Annotated in this window: 12 protein-coding genes; all 12 read left to right on the top strand. The window is 64.1% G+C overall.

Annotation, left to right across the window (positions count from 1 at the left end):
- Positions 1 to 416 precede the first annotated feature (416 nt).
- Positions 417 to 1196, top strand: coding sequence for a peroxide stress protein YaaA (gene yaaA / locus N5C91_RS05970; RefSeq protein ID WP_279828458.1), 780 nt, complete (start codon positions 417 to 419; stop codon positions 1194 to 1196).
- A 1086-nt stretch (positions 1197 to 2282) separates the two neighbouring features.
- A complete protein-coding gene (gene algD / locus N5C91_RS05965; protein WP_236172797.1) occupies positions 2283 to 3593 on the top strand; it encodes a GDP-mannose 6-dehydrogenase in 1311 nt (436 codons plus the stop codon).
- A 212-nt stretch (positions 3594 to 3805) separates the two neighbouring features.
- Complete coding sequence (gene alg8, locus N5C91_RS05960) at positions 3806 to 5287, top strand: mannuronan synthase (RefSeq protein WP_236172798.1); 1482 nt, start codon at positions 3806 to 3808, stop codon at positions 5285 to 5287.
- Between the two features lie 36 nt (positions 5288 to 5323).
- A complete protein-coding gene (locus N5C91_RS05955) occupies positions 5324 to 6496 on the top strand; it encodes an HlyD family efflux transporter periplasmic adaptor subunit (protein ID WP_236172799.1) in 1173 nt (390 codons plus the stop codon).
- A gap of 13 nt (positions 6497 to 6509) precedes the next feature.
- On the top strand, positions 6510 to 7919 hold the full coding sequence (gene algK / locus N5C91_RS05950; RefSeq protein ID WP_279828455.1) for an alginate biosynthesis TPR repeat lipoprotein AlgK: 1410 nt from the start codon (positions 6510 to 6512) through the stop codon (positions 7917 to 7919).
- 101 nt (positions 7920 to 8020) lie between these two features.
- Positions 8021 to 9454 carry an alginate export family protein gene (locus N5C91_RS05945; RefSeq protein ID WP_279828681.1) on the top strand — a complete coding sequence of 478 codons (1434 nt, stop codon included), beginning with the start codon at positions 8021 to 8023 and terminating at the stop codon, positions 9452 to 9454.
- A 155-nt stretch (positions 9455 to 9609) separates the two neighbouring features.
- Positions 9610 to 11271, top strand: coding sequence for a mannuronan 5-epimerase AlgG (gene algG, locus N5C91_RS05940; protein WP_279828454.1), 1662 nt, complete (start codon positions 9610 to 9612; stop codon positions 11269 to 11271).
- 9 nt (positions 11272 to 11280) lie between these two features.
- On the top strand, positions 11281 to 12693 hold the full coding sequence (locus N5C91_RS05935; RefSeq protein ID WP_236172802.1) for an alginate O-acetyltransferase: 1413 nt from the start codon (positions 11281 to 11283) through the stop codon (positions 12691 to 12693).
- Between the two features lie 35 nt (positions 12694 to 12728).
- The gene (locus N5C91_RS05930) at positions 12729 to 13841 is read left to right on the top strand and encodes a mannuronate-specific alginate lyase (RefSeq protein ID WP_236199642.1); all 1113 of its coding nucleotides are present in this window, start codon (positions 12729 to 12731) and stop codon (positions 13839 to 13841) included.
- 387 nt (positions 13842 to 14228) lie between these two features.
- A complete protein-coding gene (locus tag N5C91_RS05925; RefSeq protein WP_236172803.1) occupies positions 14229 to 15791 on the top strand; it encodes an MBOAT family protein in 1563 nt (520 codons plus the stop codon).
- A gap of 13 nt (positions 15792 to 15804) precedes the next feature.
- Positions 15805 to 16989 carry an alginate O-acetyltransferase gene (locus N5C91_RS05920; RefSeq protein WP_279828452.1) on the top strand — a complete coding sequence of 395 codons (1185 nt, stop codon included), beginning with the start codon at positions 15805 to 15807 and terminating at the stop codon, positions 16987 to 16989.
- 80 nt (positions 16990 to 17069) lie between these two features.
- Complete coding sequence (locus tag N5C91_RS05915) at positions 17070 to 17717, top strand: alginate O-acetyltransferase AlgF (protein WP_024765849.1); 648 nt, start codon at positions 17070 to 17072, stop codon at positions 17715 to 17717.
- Positions 17718 to 17753 lie beyond the last annotated feature (36 nt).

The following is a 17753-nucleotide window of genomic DNA, read 5'->3' as shown; positions in this document are numbered from 1 at the left end:
CACCGGCTCTCGAAGCCTGGGATCAGGGCAGGGTTCGAGAGAACTGCATAAGAGGACGGGCCGGGCCGGGGCCGCCACCTGTCTGCAGGGTTCGGCGGTCTACGTCTCAACAAATACAGGAAAAAACATGACGATAAAAAGTCTTTTTCCTTCCTAAGAAAGTTTTTTTCGTCGTACGACGAAATACCTTGGCGAGGGCCTCGGACAGCGCTAGTTTTAGGAGTCCAACCTCCCGCAATTCTCCGCCTTTCCCTCGCTGGATCAGTCCCTTAGCCCGCCGCCCCGACAGCATGAGCCGCACCAGGCCAGGCCTTTGCGTCCTGCGTCAGCCTCAATCGAGAAGCTAATCGTCCCCATAGGTGGAGCCAACGCCCGCGACTCCTTACAATCGCCGCTCGCTTGTAGGAGACCGCACGATGCTGATGGTGATTTCCCCCGCCAAGACCCTGGACTACGACACCGCGCCGGTGACGCAGCGCTTCACCCTGCCCGAGCACCTGGACGATGCCCAGGAACTGATCGGCATCCTGCGGGAACTGGCCCCGGCGCAGATCGCCGAGCTGATGCACCTGTCGGACAAGCTGGCCGGCCTGAACGCCGCGCGCTTCGGCAGCTGGCACCCGGAGTTCACCCAGGCCAACGCCAAGCAGGCGCTGCTGGCCTTCAAGGGCGACGTCTACACCGGCATGCAGGCCGAGGACTTCAGCGAAGGCGACTTCGATTTCGCCCAGCAGCACTTGCGCATGCTTTCCGGCCTTTATGGCGTGCTGCGGCCGCTGGACCTGATGCAACCCTACCGCCTGGAGATGGGCACCAAGCTGGCCAACGCCCGCGGCAAGGACCTCTATGCCTTCTGGGGCGAGCGCATCAGCGGCTGGCTGAACGAGTCCCTGGCCGAACAGGGCGACGACGTACTGCTGAACCTGGCCTCCAACGAGTACTTCGGCGCGGTGAAACGCAAGGCCCTGAACGCGCGGGTGATCGGCACCGAGTTCAAGGACCTGAAGAACGGCCAGTACAAGATCATCAGCTTCTACGCCAAGAAGGCCCGCGGGATGATGGCGCGCTACGTGATCAAGGAGCGCCTGAGCAACCCCGAAGGCCTGAAGGACTTCAACTACGCGGGCTACGCCTACAGTGCCGAGCACTCCAAGGCCGACCAGCTGGTATTCCTGCGCGACCACGCTGAAGACTGACCCACCTTCTGCTGCACCAAACGGGAGCCTTTCCAGTCGTGGATGGGCTCCCGTTCTCGTTTCACCCCCCTCTGTCCTCGGCAGCCGCCCTGCTTTATCTAGGAGCGAGCTTGCTCGCGAACCGCTTTCGCTTCATCGATCGCAGGAGGTTCGCGAGCAAGCTCGCTCCTACAAGAAAAGGGCGGCGAGGACGGCTGATTCCAAGTGGCCTGTAAGCCATTGACCATGGGACTGCCCGGTCACACGGGGCTGAACTGTACGTTTCCTGCTCAAAAAACCCCCGAATGTCCACACAGCAGGAAGGGGCTCAATGACCGTTCGTCCGCTTCAGGATTAATCGTGAGAAATTTTTTCGCCCGCCCGAACCCGTCGGAAGGATGGAAATCGTCCTGATTCGCTCCCTGCCTTGTAATCCATTGGCCATTAACAGCCTTTGGCCATGACATGCATTTCACGATTGCACTTTGCAAGAGAGAAAGCTGAACGGCAGCTGAACGAATGTCTTGACGACGATACACGGTCGTTTTTAACGAAAATTTCAATGGAACTTTCCCAGACATTGCACTTTGCACTGACAAAGACAATCCGTGTTTTGCCATTAGTGCAGCATCAAGTGATATCAAATGGATATTTCAAATGATTTCAAAGGCGAGATGGGCGGAAGGAACTAACCGCATTTCGGATAAATCCTATTTGCGCAACGACCATCGTTGGCAAAACAAAAATGCCTCGATGGAAATTGGAGTTTGGTTCTGAGGATATTTCGACAAGTTCTTGCCGACCTTCCAGAAAAACCACAACTCAATGAAATCACTGAACTTTTCAGATGAAGAGGCAATCATCTAACCAAACTGGAGCACGCCAGGCAGACGCCGCACCAACTTTGCAACCTGCCTGAAACATAACAGGGCAAACATCAAAAGTTTGCACCCAGACTGTGCTCTGAAGTTTAGCACTCGATTCCCATGCCTGCCTGGAAGGAAGTACGGAGAGCACTTTTCAGTGAACTCCGGGGGTTCGCTCAACCTGAATAAATCGCCCTACCGGGCAACTTTAAACAGTTCGACCATTGAAGAGGTGAATGCGATGCGTATCAGCATCTTTGGTCTTGGGTATGTTGGCGCAGTATGTGCCGGCTGCCTGTCCGCACGAGGCCATGAAGTCGTTGGGGTGGATGTGTCCACCACCAAGATCGATCTGATCAACAACGGGAAGTCGCCTATCGTCGAACCGGGTCTGGAGCCGCTGCTGCAACAGGGCATCCGCACCGGTCGCCTGTCCGGCACCACCGACTTCAAGAAGGCCGTACTGGATACCGACGTGTCGTTCATCTGCGTCGGCACCCCGAGCAAGAAGAACGGCGACCTCGACCTGGGCTACATCGAGTCCGTGTGCCGCGAGATCGGCTACGCCATCCGCGAGAAGAAAGAGCGCCACACCGTGGTCGTGCGCAGCACCGTGCTGCCGGGCACCGTGAACAACGTGGTGATCCCGATCATCGAGGACTGCTCGGGCAAGAAGGCCGGCGCCGACTTCGGCGTGGGCACCAACCCGGAGTTCCTCCGCGAATCCACCGCGATCAAGGACTACGACTTCCCGCCCATGACCGTCATCGGTGAACTGGACGCCCAGACCGGCGACCTGCTGGAAGAAATCTACCGCGAACTGGACGCGCCGATCATCCGCAAGACCATCGAGGTCGCGGAGATGATCAAGTACACCTGCAACGTCTGGCACGCCGCCAAGGTCACCTTCGCCAACGAGATCGGCAACATCGCCAAGGCAGTCGGCGTCGACGGCCGCGAGGTGATGGACGTGATCTGCCAGGACCGCAAGCTGAACCTCTCGCGCTACTACATGAAGCCCGGCTTCGCCTTCGGCGGCTCCTGCCTGCCCAAGGACGTACGCGCCCTCACCTACCGCGCCAGCCAGCTGGACATCGAACACCCGATGCTCGGCTCGATCATGCGCAGCAACCAGCATCAGGTGCAGAAAGCCTTCGACATCATCGCCGCCCATGGCAGCCGCAAGGTCGGCCTGCTCGGCCTGTCATTCAAGTCCGGCACCGACGACCTGCGCGAAAGCCCGCTGGTGGAGCTGGCCGAGATGCTCATCGGCAAGGGCTACGAGCTGCAGATCTTCGACCGCAACGTCGAGTACGCCCGCGTCCATGGCGCGAACAAGGAGTACATCGAAGCGAAGATCCCGCATGTCTCCTCGCTGCTGGTCTCGGACCTGGACGCCGTGGTGAAGACCTCCGACGTGCTGGTACTGGGCAACGGCGACGAGCTGTTCGTCGACGTGGTGAACAAGGCACCCGCGGGCAAGAAGGTCGTCGACCTGATCGGCTTCATGCCGAGTGTCACAGACGACCGCGCCGAAGGCATCTGCTGGTAATTGGGTTTCGATTGGCTGCGCGTCGGCCCGGTGTCGTTGGAGAGGAACTCGGAAATGCTCATTCACTTCAGTGAACTCCGCTTCCTCGTCCCTCTCCGCCTAACCGGACTCTAGCTCGCTCAATCGAGTCCATGCCTTCAGAAACCAAAAGCGCCGGTTACCGACCCGCCCAGCGGGCCGGTAACCAAGCCCCACCAGACGGACAGACGACGATGGAAACCTACAAACGAGTGATCGGTGAAGCCACCGGCTGGCTGGTCTTTCTCAGCCTGCTGATGCTGCTGGCGCTGCTGGTGCCACCGACCGTATTCGACGCCGAGTCCAAGGACTTCCTGCTGCTGATCGGCGCGGTCGGTATCTGGCGCTATTCCATGGGTGGCCTGCACTTCCTGCGCGGCATGCTGTTCCTCTACCTGGTCTACCCGCACTACCGGCGCAAGGTGCGCAAGCTCGGCGAAGCGGCCGACCCGTCCCACGTGTACCTGATGGTCACCAGTTTCCGCATCGACGCGCTGACCACCTCCATGGTCTATCGCTCGGTCATCGAAGAAGCCATTGCCTGCGGCTACCCCACCACCGTGGTGTGTTCCATCGTCGAGATGTCCGACGAGGTGCTGATCAAGCAGCAGTGGCAGAAGCTCAACCCGCCGGACCACGTCAAGCTCGACTTCGTGCGCATCCCCGGAACCGGCAAGCGCGACGGCCTGGCCCACGGCTTCCGTGCCATCTCCCGCCACCTGCCGGACGAACACGCGGTAGTCGCGGTGATCGACGGCGACACCGTGCTCGAACCCGGCGTGGTGAAGAAGACCGTGCCCTGGTTCAAGCTCTTCCCCAACGTCGGCGGCCTGACCACCAACGAATTCTGCGAAGTACGCGGCAGCTACGTGATGAGCGAGTGGCACAAGCTGCGCTTCGCTCAGCGCCACATCAACATGTGCTCCATGGCCCTGTCCAAGCGCGTGCTGACCATGACCGGGCGCATGTCGGTATTCCGCGCTGCCGTGGTCACCGACCCGGACTTCATCACCGACGTCGAAAGCGACCACCTGGACCACTGGCGCCTGGGCCGCTTCCAGTTCCTCACCGGCGACGACAAGTCCAGCTGGTACAGCCTGATGCGCCTGGGCTACGACACCTTCTACGTGCCGGACGCGGCGATCAACACGGTCGAGCACCCGCCGGAGAAGAGTTTCATCAAGGCCAGCCGCAAACTGATGTTCCGCTGGTACGGCAACAACCTGCGGCAGAACTCCCGCGCCCTGGCCCTGGGCCCGCAGCGCCTGGGCTGGTTCACCAGCGTGGTGCTGTTCGACCAGCGCCTGTCGATGTGGACCTGCCTGCTCGGCCTGGTCGCCGCGATCATCGCCAGCATCAAGTACAGCATCGCCTTCCTGCTCATCTACCTGCTGTGGATCGGCATCACCCGCTTCGTGCTGACCCTGCTGCTGTCGCTGTCGGGCCACCACATCGGGCCGGCCTACCCGGCGATCCTCTATTACAACCAGATCGTCGGCGCCCTGGTGAAGATCTACGTGTTCTTCCGCCTCGACCAGCAGTCCTGGACCCGCCAGAACACCAAGCTCGATCGCGGCCTGGCCAGCTTCCAGCGCTGGTTCAACACCTGGTCCTCGCGCGCCATGACCTTTTCCGCGGCCAGCGTTTTCGTCGCCGTACTGCTGACCATCGTCTGACCGACTTCCTATTAGCTACGAACAGGACTCGACCTCATGAATACCGCCGTCAACGTCAATGTCGTGCATGAATCCGAAGCCCAGCGCCAGCACGCCAGGGTCAAGCTGCCCGCGCGCATCCGCTACATCGGGGGCAACCGCGAAGGTGTCGATGCGCGCCTGCTGGACCTGTCCGCCGGTGGCTTCGCGTTCGCCTCGGCGAACAACACCCCGGTCCAGGTCGGCGACCTGCACAAGGGCAAGCTGCTGTTCCAGATCGACAGCATCAGCTTCTCCCTGGAAGTGGAATTCCAGGTGCGCTCCTACGACCGCGACAGCGGCCGCGTCGGTTGCGAATTCCAGCACCTGAAGCCACGCGAGATCGCTGCCCTGCGCTACCTGATCACCTCCTACCTGGCAGGCGAGGTGATCAGCGTCGGCGACATGCTCAACACCCTGCAGCGCGAGAACTTCACCAAGGCCCGCAAGCACGGCGCAGGCTCCGGCGGCATGGGCTTCTTCGGGCGCTTCCGCGCCGTCACCGTGAGCACCGCGATCTTCGTGGTCGGCGTCGGCGCCTTCGCGGTGATCCTCAACCAGATCTACAACCTGTACTTCGTCACCCATGCCGATTCGGGCGTGGTCAGCGTGGCCAACCAGCAGATCACCATGCCCCGCGAGGGCACCGTGGAAAGCCTGGTGGAGCCCGGCGCGGAAGTCGCCAAGGGCGCGCCGATCGCCTCCTTCTCCGCCAACCTGCTGGACCTGCTCAAGGGCAACCTGACCGAAGAACAGCTCAACCCGAGCAATATCGAGAAGCTCTTCGGCCACCAGATGAAAGGCACCCTGACCAGCCCGTGCGATTGCCGCGTGGTCGAGCAGCGCGTCGCCAACGGCCAGTTCGCCAACAAGGGCGACGTGATCTTCACCCTGACCCCGCGCGACAGCACCGCCACCGTCGAGGCGCGCTTCCCCTACCGCAACGCCGCCGAACTCTCGCCGGGCACCCACGTGAACTTCCAGGTCGCCGGCGACAGCGAAGTCCGCGGCGGCCGCATCCTGCGCACCGCACCGGTGGACGGTGACCTGTCCTCGGAAATCCGCGTGCAGATCACCCCCGACCAGCCGCTCGACAGCCAGATGGCTGGCCGCCCGACTGAAGTCAGCATCGGCGGCCTGCCGGGCCGCACCCTGCTGAACAAGGCGATGGCCCTGGCCACCGCTCGCTAAGAGGACTGCCCGCATGAATCGACCTGTCTTGCGACACGCCCCGGACCTGGCCCGACACCTTGGATTGGCGCTGGCCATTGCCGCAGCTGCCGGTTGCGCCGGCCTGCCCGACCAGCGACTGGCCCAGGAAGCCCTGGAGCGCGGCGACATCGCCACCGCCCAGGCCAACTTCCAGGCCCTGGCGACCATGGGTTACGCCGACGCACAGGTCGGACTGGCCGACATGCAGGCCGCCACCGGCGACCCCGACGAGCAGGCCCGCGCCGAGAAGCTCTACCGCGAAGCCGCCGAAAGCTCGCCGCGTGCCCGCGCCCGCCTGGGCAAGTGGCTGGCAGCCAAGCCCGGCGGCAGCGACGCCGAGCACCGCGAAGCCGAGCAACTGCTGACCCGTGCCTTCGACGAAGGCGAGGACAGCGCACTGGTGCCGCTGATCGTCCTCTACCTGCAATACCCGCAGGCCTGGCCGAACGTGAACCCGCAGCAGCGCATCGACCAGTGGCGCGCCCAGGGACTGCCGCAGGCAGACCTGGCGCAGATCATCCTGTACCGCACCCAGGGCACCTACGACCAGCACCTCACCGAAGTCGAGCAGGTCTGCCAGCGCTGGCTGAACCGCATGGACGTGTGCTGGATGGAGCTGGCCACCGTGTACCAGAAACAGGGCAACGCGGATAAGCAGAAGGCCCACATCGAAGCACTCAAGGCGGGCTGGAAGGCCGGCCGCGTGCCGTCCGAGCGCGTCGAATCGGTGGCCGGCGTACTGGCCGATCCGAACATCGGCACCGCCGATCCGCAGGCCGCGCAGGCGTTGCTCACCGAGATCGCGCCGACCTACCCGGCCGCCTGGGTCAGCCTGGCCAAGCTGCAATACGACAACCCCGACCTGGGCGACCTCGACCAGATGCTCGACTACCTGAAGAAAGCCCAGGACGCCGCCCAGCCCCGCGCCGAGCTGCTCCTCGGGCGCCTCTACTACGACGGCAAGTGGGCCCCGCAGGAGCCGCAGAAAGCCGAGCAGCACCTGCTCAAGGCGGCCGCCAGCGAACCCCAGGCGCACTACTACCTGGGCCAGATCTACCGCCGCGGCTTCCTCGGCCAGGTCTACCCGCAGAAGGCCGTGGATCACCTGCTGATCGCCGCCCGCGCCGGCCAGGCCAGCGCCGACATGGCCCTCGCCCAGCTGTATTCGCAGGGCCGTGGCGTGCGCCCGAACCTGGTCAACGCCTACGTCTTCGGCGAACTCGCCCAGCGCCAGCAGGTACCCACCGCCAGCGACCTGATGGCGCAGATCGAACCGCAGATCCAGCCGGCCGACCGCAGCGCCGCGCAGCAACTGCTCAAGCGTGAAGAACAGGCTCGCGGCGCCAACTGGCAAGCCACCGTCAGCCTTCTGCAGAACAACCAGGAACAAGAAAACCTATGAAGCGCATCGACCCGATGACCACCCCGCCGTTTGCTCTTATCGAAGGGATTAAGCCGCGAGCTCTGGCTACCGCTGTCCGCCGCGCCCGCCTGTTCCCTGCCATGTTCGGCGTCGGCCTGAGCCTCGCCGGTACCCTGTTCGGCAGCCTCGCCCATGCGGCGGAAGAACCGCCGAAGAACTTCGGCATCGACATCAAGGTCACCGCCGAATCCGAGGATGATCGCGACCTGGGCACCGCCCATGGCGGCGACCTCAACGGCATCGGCCTGGACCTGCGCCCCTGGGCCTTCGGCCAGTGGGGCAACTGGAGCGCCTATGTGATGGGCCAGGCCGTTGCCGCCACCGACACCATTCAGACCGACACCCTGCAGAACGATGACGTCAACAACGACAGCAGCGGTCGCAGCGACAACAAGCGCGAGCCCGACGACGCCTACCTCGCCCTGCGCGAATTCTGGGTGGACTATGCCGGCCTCACTCAGTACCCCGGCGAGCACCTGCGCTTCGGACGCCAGCGCCTGCGCGAAGACAGCGGCATGTGGCAGGACACCAACATCGAGGCGCTGAACTGGACCTTCGACACCACCCTGCTACGCGCCCACCTTGGCGCCGCCCAGCGCTTCTCCGACTACCGTACCGACATCACTGACCTGGCGCCGGACGACAAGGACCGCACCCACGTCTTCGGCGACATCTCCACGCAGTGGATGCCCCAGCACTGGGTCGGTCTGCGCGTGCACCACGCCGACGACAGCGGCAGCCTGCCGGACCCGGGTGAAACCGTCGACTCGTTGGACAAGCGCTCCACCGGCGACCTCACCTGGGTTGGCATCGAGGCCAACGGCGACGGCTACAACTGGCGCTCGCAGATGCCCATCAACTATTGGGCCAGCGCCACCTGGCTCACCGGTAACCGCGACCGCCTGACCACCGTCCCGGTAAACGGCGAGCGTGTCGCCGCCGGCAAGCAGAGTGGCGATGTGGATGCCTACGGCGCGGACCTGGGCCTGCGCTGGAACATCGACGAGCAGTGGCGCGTCGGTGGCGCCTACGCCCGTGGCAGCGGCGGCGGCAAGAACGGCGAAGACCAGTTCGAACAGACCGGCCTGGAGAGTAACCGCTCCAACTTCACCGGCACCCGGGCCCGCGCGCACCGCTTCGGCGAAGCCTTCCGGGGTGAGCTGTCGAACCTTGAGGCCGCCACGCTGTTCGGTTCCTGGCAACTGCGCGACGACTATGACGCCAGCGTCATCTACAACAAGTTCCGCCGCGTGGACGGCGACTCGGACATCGGCAACAGCGGCATCACCGCACCCATGGTCAACGACTCGAAAGACGTTGGCCAGGAAGTCGACCTGGTCGTCACCAAGTACTTCAAGCAGGGCCTGCTGCCAGCGTCGATGAGCCAGGCGATCGACGAGCCGTCGGCGCTGATCCGCTTCCGTGGCGGCGTGTTCAAGCCCGGCGATGCGTACGGCAGCCACGTCGACTCGACCATGCACCACGCCTTCGTCGATGTGATCTGGCGCTTCTGAGGAGTATGGCGATGAACATTCTCACTCTATTACCCTCACCCCAACCCTCTCCCAGAGGGAGAGGGGGCTGTTCGGAGTCGCCGGCTTGTTCGGCACACCGCCCAATGCCGGGGTGCTCCCTCTCCCTCCGAGCGGGGCGCGCAGCCAGGGATGGGGTGAGGGGGCCGCAAGGCCAGCGCAAGCTAGCCACCGCGCCCTGGGCGAGCCTGCTGCTGGGTAGCGTCCTGCTGGCCACGTCTCCGGCCTGGGCGGCGCAGCCCGCGGCCAAGGCCGAGAGCAGTACCAAGGCCGCCGCGAAAGGCAGCGAAGAGAAAACCGCCGAGGAACATCCCGGCAGCGAGCCGGGCAAGACCCAGACGCTGAAGGAGTCCGGCAACTACACCGTGACCGCTGCGCCCAGCGAACCGCTGCACCTGGAACCGCCCAAGCTGCCCGACCTCACCGGCTACACCGCCGAAGCGGTGGAGAAGAAGATCGAGCGCAAGAAGGCCGGCCGCGCCCACATCGAGCGGATGGTCCAGCAGCAGCCGCTGAAGGAATTCACCGGCGGCAAGAACCGCCTCGCCGAGTGGGTGAAGCGCCAGCGCCAGATGCCCCAGGCGATCTTCATCGACGGTGGCTACGTCAACCTCGCGGAGCTGGCCGGCAAGCTGCCGAAGACCGCCCTGGAGCAGGTCGAACCAGGCGTCTACATCGCCCGCCTGCCGATCGTCGTCAGCCAGGGCGCGACCCTGGAGATCGACGGCAAGGTCAAGGAACTGCGCCTGTCCCAGGACCGCGGCTCATTCCTGGTCAACGATGGCAAGCTGTTCGTGCGCGACACCAAGGTCACCGCCTGGAACGAAGCGCAGAAGGAACCTGCCTGGTACAAGACGCCCAACGAATTCCGCCCCTTCCTGATCTCCTGGGGCGGCGCCGAGGCCTACCTGGTGAACAGCCACTTCACCAGCTTTGGTTACAACGCCTCCAAGGCCTACGGCATCTCCATCTCGCAGTACAGCCCGGGCATGGACAAGACCATGAAGCGCCCGCGCCCCAAAGGCTGGGTGATCGGCTCGACCTTCGAGGACGCCTGGTACGGCTTCTACTGCTACGAAGCGGACGATCTTGTAGTGCGCGGCAACACCTACAAGAACAACATCGTCTACGGCATCGACCCCCACGACCGCTCGCATCGCCTGGTCATCGCCGAGAACACCGTCTACGGGACCAAGAAGAAGCACGGCATCATCGTCTCCCGTGAGGTCAACGACAGCTGGATCATCCACAACAAGACCTACGACAACCACCTCTCCGGAATCGTCCTCGACCGTAATTCCGAGCGCAACCTGGTGGCCTACAACGAGGTGTACCGCAACCACTCCGACGGCATCACGCTCTACGAGTCGGGCGACAACCTCATCTACGGCAACCAGGTGCTGGCCAACCTGCGCCACGGCATCCGCATCCGTAACAGCGTGAACATCCGCCTGTACGAGAACCTCGCCGCCGGCAACAAGCTCATCGGCGTCTACGGCCACATCAAGGACCTGACCGACACCGACCGCAACATCGACCTCGACCCCTTCGACACCAAGGTCTCGCTGATCGTGGTCGGCGGCAAGCTGGCCGGCAATGGCTCGGGCCCGCTGTCGGTGGATTCGCCGCTGTCGCTGGAGCTCTACAAGGTGGCCATGCTCGGCCCGACCAAATCTTCCGGCATCAGCTTCAACGGCGTGCTCGGCGAGAAGCAGGACCAGATCCTGGACCTGCTGGTGCGCCAGCAACGCGCGGTGCTGATCGACCCCGTCGAAAGCCAGGCCGAACTGCAGAACTGAGGACCGACCATGAACAACATGACCATCAACCTGCTGCGCCTGTCGGGCCTATCCGCCGCCCTGCTGTTTGCCCACCAGGCCGGTGCCGCCGACGCACCGAGCTACACCGCACAACCGGCCGCCGGCCTGTGCCCCACCGCGTCCAACGACGCGGCGTACAACACCAAGTACCTGGGCTTCTTCACCCACCTGGTACCGGCCCAGGAAGACTGGCTGTTCCGCACCACCTATGACCTGCGCACCGACTTCGGCACCAGCGCCGAAGGCTGGCGCGAACTCAAGCAGTTGCGCGACGAACTCAAGCGCAAGGGTATCGATCTGGTCGTGGTGTACCAGCCCACCCGTGGCCTGGTGAACCGCGAGAAGCTCAACCCGCAGGAGAAGGCCAGCTTCAACTACGACCTGGCGAAAAAGAACTACCAGGCGGCCATCGCCCAGTTCCGCAAGGCCGGCATCTACACCCCGGACTTCTCGCCGCTGTTCGACGAGAAGCAGGAGCACCCGTACTACTTCAAGGGCGACCACCACTGGACGCCGTATGGCGCGATGCGCAGCGCGAAGATCGTCGCCGACACCCTGAAGGAAATCCCCGCCTACAACGACATTCCCAAGAAGGAATTCGAGAGCAAGCGCGTGGGCCTGCTGTCCAAGCTGGGCACCTTCCACAAGGCCGCCGCGCAGCTGTGCGGCAGCAGTTACGCACCGCAGTACGTCGACCGCTTCGAGACCGAGCCGGTGGGCGATTCGGGCGGCGGTGACCTGTTCGGTGAGGGCGGCGATGCCCAGGTTGCGCTGGTGGGTACGTCCAACAGCGGCCCGGCCTACAACTTCGCCGGTTTCCTGGAGCAGTACGGCAAGGTCGACATCCTCAACAACGCCGTGTCGGGCGGCGGCTTCGACAGCTCCCTGCTGGCCTACATGACCAGCAAGGAATTCCACGACAAGCCGCCGAAGATCCTCATCTGGGAATTCGCCACCCACTACGACATGGCGCAGAAGAGCTTCTACCGCCAGGCCATGCCGCTGGTGGACAACGGCTGCGCCGACGGCAAGCCGGCCATCAGCCGCAAGGTCAAGCTGCACGCGGGCAGCAACGAGGTGCTGCTCAACAGCGGCGCCCTGCCGATCCGCTCGGGCAGCTACACCGCCGACGTCACCTACTCCGACCCCGGCGTGCACGAACTGAAGAACACCATCTGGTACATGAACGGTCGTCGCGAGCAGCTGAAGATCGAGCAGTCCAAGGCCGTGGATACCGGCGGACGCTACGTCTTCGAGCTGCGCAACGACGAAGACTGGTCGAACCAGCAGTTCCTCTCCCTGGAGATCGAGGCGCCGGACGACATGCCGGCGGGCCTGGAAGTCGAGGCCAAGCTCTGTCAGACGCCCAAAGCCAAGTCGGCCGACGTGGCCGCCAACTGAAGCGAGGGACAAGCACCATGCCCAGCCTCCACAAGATCAAGACACCCGTCGTCGCCCGCATCGGCCTGACCATTGCGGTACTCGGCGCGCTGTTCGGCGAGAGCACCACCTATGCCGCCGACCTGATGCCACCGCCGGGCTACTTCTCCGCCGTCGGCGACAAGGGCAGCAAGAAAGACGCGGACAGTTGCCCCACCGCCCCGACGCCCTACACCGGCAGCCTGCAGTTCACCAGCAAGTACAAGGGTTCGGACTCGGCACGTGCCACCTTCAACGCGGATGCGGACAAGGAGTTCCGCACTCAGATCAAGGACATCACCGACATGGAGCGCGGCGCCACCAAGCTCATCACCCAGTACATGCGCAGCGGCAACAAGGGCGACCTGGACTGCGCGATGAGCTGGCTGGATGCCTGGGCGAAGGCCGGCGCGTTGGAAAGCAGTGACTACAACCACACCGGCAAGTCCATGCGCAAATGGGCCCTCGGCAGCCTGTCGTCGTCCTACATGCGCCTGAAGTTCTCCAGCAGCCGCCCACTGGCGGCCTACTCCGAGCAATCCAAGGAGATCGAGAACTGGTTCAGCACCCTGGGCAGCCAGGTAGTGCGCGACTGGAGCGACCTGCCGCTGAAGAAGATCAACAACCACTCCTACTGGGCCGCCTGGTCGGTGATGTCCACCGCCGTGGTGACCAACCGCCGCGACCTGTTCGACTGGTCGGTGCAGGAGTTCAAGGTTGCCGCCAACCAGGTGGACAACGACGGCTACCTGCCCAACGAACTCAAGCGCCGCCAGCGTGCGCTGTCGTACCACAACTACTCGCTGCCGCCGCTGACCATGATCGCCGCCTTCGCCCAGGTGAACGGCGTCGACCTGCGCCAGGAAAACAACGGCGCCCTGCAGCGCCTGGCCAACCGCGTGATGCAAGGCGTGGATGACCAGAACGCATTCGACCAGAAAACCGGCAACGACCAGGACATGGCCGACCTGAAGGAGAACAGCAAGTTCGCCTGGCTGGAACCCTACTGCGCACTCTACAGCTGCGCACCGAAGACCCAGGACTGGAAGAAGAAGATGGAGCCGTTCAACAGCTTCCGCCTGGGGGGCGAAGTGACCAAGGTTTTCAACCGTCAGGGGGCGGGGAGCTGAGGCAGCGCCCGTCTCCCTGACTGACCCGTAGGGCGCATAACCGCTTGCGGTTATCCGCCGGCATGGCACGAAACCACGGCGGATAACGCTTCGCGTAATTCGCCCAGGGACCTGTAGGAGCGAGCTTGCTCGCGAACAGCGTCTCCGAGAGCTCCGGCTCAGGGCGGTTCGCGAGCAAGCTCGCTCCTACAAAGAGCTATCCATCCCGCACACGCGGAGTACGGCAACACCCCCGACCCACGCAATCAAAGACGCGGGCGGGCGCAGCAGATTGAGCACCACATGGGGAGGAATTGGCGGGTTGCCCCGGCCTTTCCTCAAGGCGTCGAACAGACGCCGGAAGGTCCGGAGCGACTCAAGGTTTGAAGCTCCAGAGAGAGACGCGGAATGGTCTTTTCTTCCAACGTGTTCCTGTTCCTGTTCCTGCCGGTCTTCCTCGGCTTGTACTACCTGAGCGGGAACCGCTACCGGAACCTCCTGCTGCTGGTCGCCAGCTACATCTTCTACGCCTGGTGGCGGGTGGACTTCCTCCTGCTGTTCGCCGGCGTCACCGTATTCAACTACTGGATCGGCCTGCGCATCGGCGCCGCCGGCGTACGCACCAAGGCTGCCCAGCGCTGGCTGCTGCTCGGCGTGGTGGTCGACCTCTGCGTGCTGGGCTACTTCAAGTACGCCAACTTCGGCGTGGAGAGCCTCAACGAGATCATCACCTCGTTCGGCATGCAGCCCTTCGTGCTGACCCATATCCTGCTGCCCATCGGCATCAGCTTCTACACCTTCGAATCGATCAGCTACATCATCGACGTGTACCGCGGCGACACTCCGGCCACGCACAACCTGATCGACTTCGCGGCCTTCGTGGCGATCTTCCCGCACCTGATCGCCGGCCCGGTGCTGCGCTTCAAGGATCTGGTCGACCAGTTCAACCACCGCACCCACACCGTCGACAAGTTCGCCGAAGGCTGCACCCGCTTCATGCAGGGCTTCGTCAAGAAGGTGTTCATCGCCGACACCCTGGCCGCGGTGGCCGACCACTGCTTCGCCCTGCAGAACCCCACCACCGGTGACGCCTGGCTCGGCGCGCTGGCCTACACCGCGCAGCTGTACTTCGACTTCTCCGGCTACAGCGACATGGCCATCGGCCTCGGCCTGATGATGGGCTTCCGCTTCATGGAGAACTTCAACCAGCCCTACATCAGCCAGTCGATCACCGAGTTCTGGCGGCGCTGGCACATCAGCCTGTCCACCTGGCTGCGCGACTACCTGTACATCAGCCTGGGCGGCAACCGCGGCACCACCTTCCAGACCTACCGCAACCTGATCCTCACCATGCTGCTGGGCGGCCTGTGGCATGGCGCCAACGTCACCTACATCATCTGGGGCGCCTGGCACGGCGTGTGGCTGGCCATTGAGCGCGCCCTGGGCGTGAACGCCGCGCCGCGCGTGCTCAATCCGCTGAAGTGGGCCTTCACCTTCCTGCTGGTGATCGTCGGCTGGGTGATCTTCCGCGCCGAGAACCTGCACGTGGCCTGGCGCATGTACGAAGCCATGTTCAGCTTCGGCGACTGGAAGCTCTCCGAGCTCAACCGCGCCAGCCTCACCGGCCTGCAGGTCGGCACCCTGGTGATCGCCTACCTCGTGCTCGCCTTCTTCGGCATCCGCCAGTTCTACAACCAGCCGATGCAGGACAAGGCACCCAAGGCCGCCGCGAAGACTGAACAGGTCAACGCCGACGGACCCGCCAGCGCGCAGCCGCGCACCCCGGCCATGGCCCGGCAGGACCCGGCCGCCATCGCCTATTCGCCCAGCGGCGCCGCCGTCTACCAGCCGCACTGGATGACCCAGCTGCCGGTGCTGGCTACCCGACTTGCCCTGCTCCTGCTGTTCGCCGCTTCGGTGCTCAAGCTGTCGGCGCAGAGCTACTCGCCGTTCCTTTACTTCCAGTTCTGAGCGAGGCCGGATCATGCAATCGACCACTCAACCCAAGATCAGCAAACCCCTGCAGTACGCCTACATCGCCGCTTTCGGCGGCATGCTGCTGGGCCTGGCCGGCTGGTCGCTGAAGGCTTTCCCGAGCTTCTCCGCCGCCGAAGGCACCACCGTGCTCAACGGCAAGCTGGCCCACGCTTTCGAAGGCCACTACGACGACGAATTCCCCATCAAGCGCCTGGGCACCAACCTCTGGGCCGCGCTGGACTACACCGTCTTTGACGAGGGCCGCCCCGGCGTGGTGATCGGCAAGGACGGCTGGCTGTTCACCGATGAAGAGTTCAAGCCCGCGCCGACCCAGCAGCAGCTGGACGACAACTGGGCGCTGGTGCGCGGTGTGCAGCAGGAGCTGGAACGCCGCGGCGTGAAGCTGGTGCTGGCGATTATTCCGGCCAAGACCCGCCTCTACCCCGAGTTCGTCGGCAAGGAGCAACCCGCTGCCCTGCACGCCTCGCTCTACACCGACTTCCTGCAGCGTGCCCGCCAGGCCGGCATGGCCGCGCCCGAGCTGCTGGGGACGCTGGAGAAAGCCAAGGACAACGGCCAGGTGTTCCTGCGCACCGACACCCACTGGACCCCGCTGGGCGCCGAAGCCGTGGCCCAGCGCCTGGGCGAAAGCATCCGCCAGGGCCAGGGCGCCGACCTGCCGAGCCAGACTTTCGTCACCGAGGCCGGCAAGAGCGGCGCGCACAAGGGCGACCTGCTCACCTTCCTGCCGCTGGACCCGCTGTTCACCGACCTGCTGCCGGCCGAAGACCAGCTGGAACAGCGCCAGACCCACCCGGCCGACGACGCCACGGCGACATCCGAAGGCGGCGGCGACCTGTTCGGCGACAGCGCCCAGCCGCAGATCGCCCTGGTCGGCACCAGCTACAGCGCCAACCCGCGCTGGAACTTCGCCGGCGCGCTGAAGCAGGCGCTGTCGGCGGACGTCATCAACTACGCCAAGGAGGGCAAGGGCCCCCTGGAACCGATGCTCGAACTGCTGCAGGACGAAGGTTTCAAGAAAGCCCCGGCCAAGCTGCTGGTCTGGGAATTCCCCGAACGCTACCTGCCGATGCACAGCGACCTCAGCCAGTTCAACCAGGACTGGCTGGCGCAACTGCGTGCGGACGGTAACCGCGACGAACGCCTGGCTTCCAACCAGGCCGCTCACTGACCCGAACACCCACGGCGCATCAAGCGCTGGAACTGGGCACCTCTTGTGCCCCCCAAGAGAGAAAGACGGAGGTACACCCCATGAACCGACTGAGCATTCGCACCCTGAAGTCGTCCGCCCTCGCCCTCGCCCTGGGCGCCGCTTCCTTCGGCGCCTTCGCCGGCGGCGAAGGCGCGCTCTACGGCCCGCAGGCGCCCAAGGGCTCCACCTTCGTGCGGGCTTACAACGCCGGCAGCTCGGAGCTGTCCGTCAGCGTCGGCAACGCCACCCTCAACGACATCTCGCCGCTGGGCTCCAGCGACTTCAAGTTCCTCCCGCCGGGCAACTACACCGCCAAGGTCGGCTCCCAGAGCCTGCCGGTGAAGCTCGATCCGGACGCCTACTACACCCTCGTCAGCCAACCCGGCGGCCAGCCGCGCCTGGTGCCCGAGCCGCCGTTCAAGAACAAGCAGAAGGCCCTGGTCCGCGTGCAGAACCTCAGCGGCAAGGCCCTCACCCTGAAGACCGCCGATGGCAAGACCGAAGTGGTCAGCAACGTCGCCCCGCAAAGCCACGGCGACCGCGAGATCAACCCGGTGAAGGTCAACCTCGCCCTGTTCGACGGCGCCAAGAAAGTCAGCGACCTCAAGCCCGTCACCCTCGAGCGCGGCGAAGTGGTCTGCCTCTACGTCACCGGCGACAGCAAGCTGAACCCGGTGTGGGTCAAGCGCCCGGTCAAGGCGGACTGATCTGCGCCGCTGATGGCTGCAACACGTAGGGCGAAT

It is taken from the genome of Pseudomonas sp. GD03903 (genome assembly GCF_029840045.1).
Lineage (GTDB): Bacteria > Pseudomonadota > Gammaproteobacteria > Pseudomonadales > Pseudomonadaceae > Pseudomonas > Pseudomonas pseudonitroreducens.
Note: the sequence above shows the minus strand (reverse complement) of the source record. Positions and strands in the feature narration are given on the sequence as shown.

Coding starts and splice junctions, on each gene's coding strand:
- N5C91_RS05925 (WP_236172803.1), top strand. CDS start 14,229: ATGGTCTTTTCTTCCAACGTGTTCCTGTTCCTGTTCCTGCCGGTCTTC.
- N5C91_RS05920 (WP_279828452.1), top strand. CDS start 15,805: ATGCAATCGACCACTCAACCCAAGATCAGCAAACCCCTGCAGTACGCC.
- alg8 (WP_236172798.1), top strand. CDS start 3,806: ATGGAAACCTACAAACGAGTGATCGGTGAAGCCACCGGCTGGCTGGTC.
- N5C91_RS05915 (WP_024765849.1), top strand. CDS start 17,070: ATGAACCGACTGAGCATTCGCACCCTGAAGTCGTCCGCCCTCGCCCTC.
- yaaA (WP_279828458.1), top strand. CDS start 417: ATGCTGATGGTGATTTCCCCCGCCAAGACCCTGGACTACGACACCGCG.
- N5C91_RS05945 (WP_279828681.1), top strand. CDS start 8,021: ATGTTCGGCGTCGGCCTGAGCCTCGCCGGTACCCTGTTCGGCAGCCTC.
- N5C91_RS05935 (WP_236172802.1), top strand. CDS start 11,281: ATGAACAACATGACCATCAACCTGCTGCGCCTGTCGGGCCTATCCGCC.
- algK (WP_279828455.1), top strand. CDS start 6,510: ATGAATCGACCTGTCTTGCGACACGCCCCGGACCTGGCCCGACACCTT.
- algD (WP_236172797.1), top strand. CDS start 2,283: ATGCGTATCAGCATCTTTGGTCTTGGGTATGTTGGCGCAGTATGTGCC.
- N5C91_RS05955 (WP_236172799.1), top strand. CDS start 5,324: ATGAATACCGCCGTCAACGTCAATGTCGTGCATGAATCCGAAGCCCAG.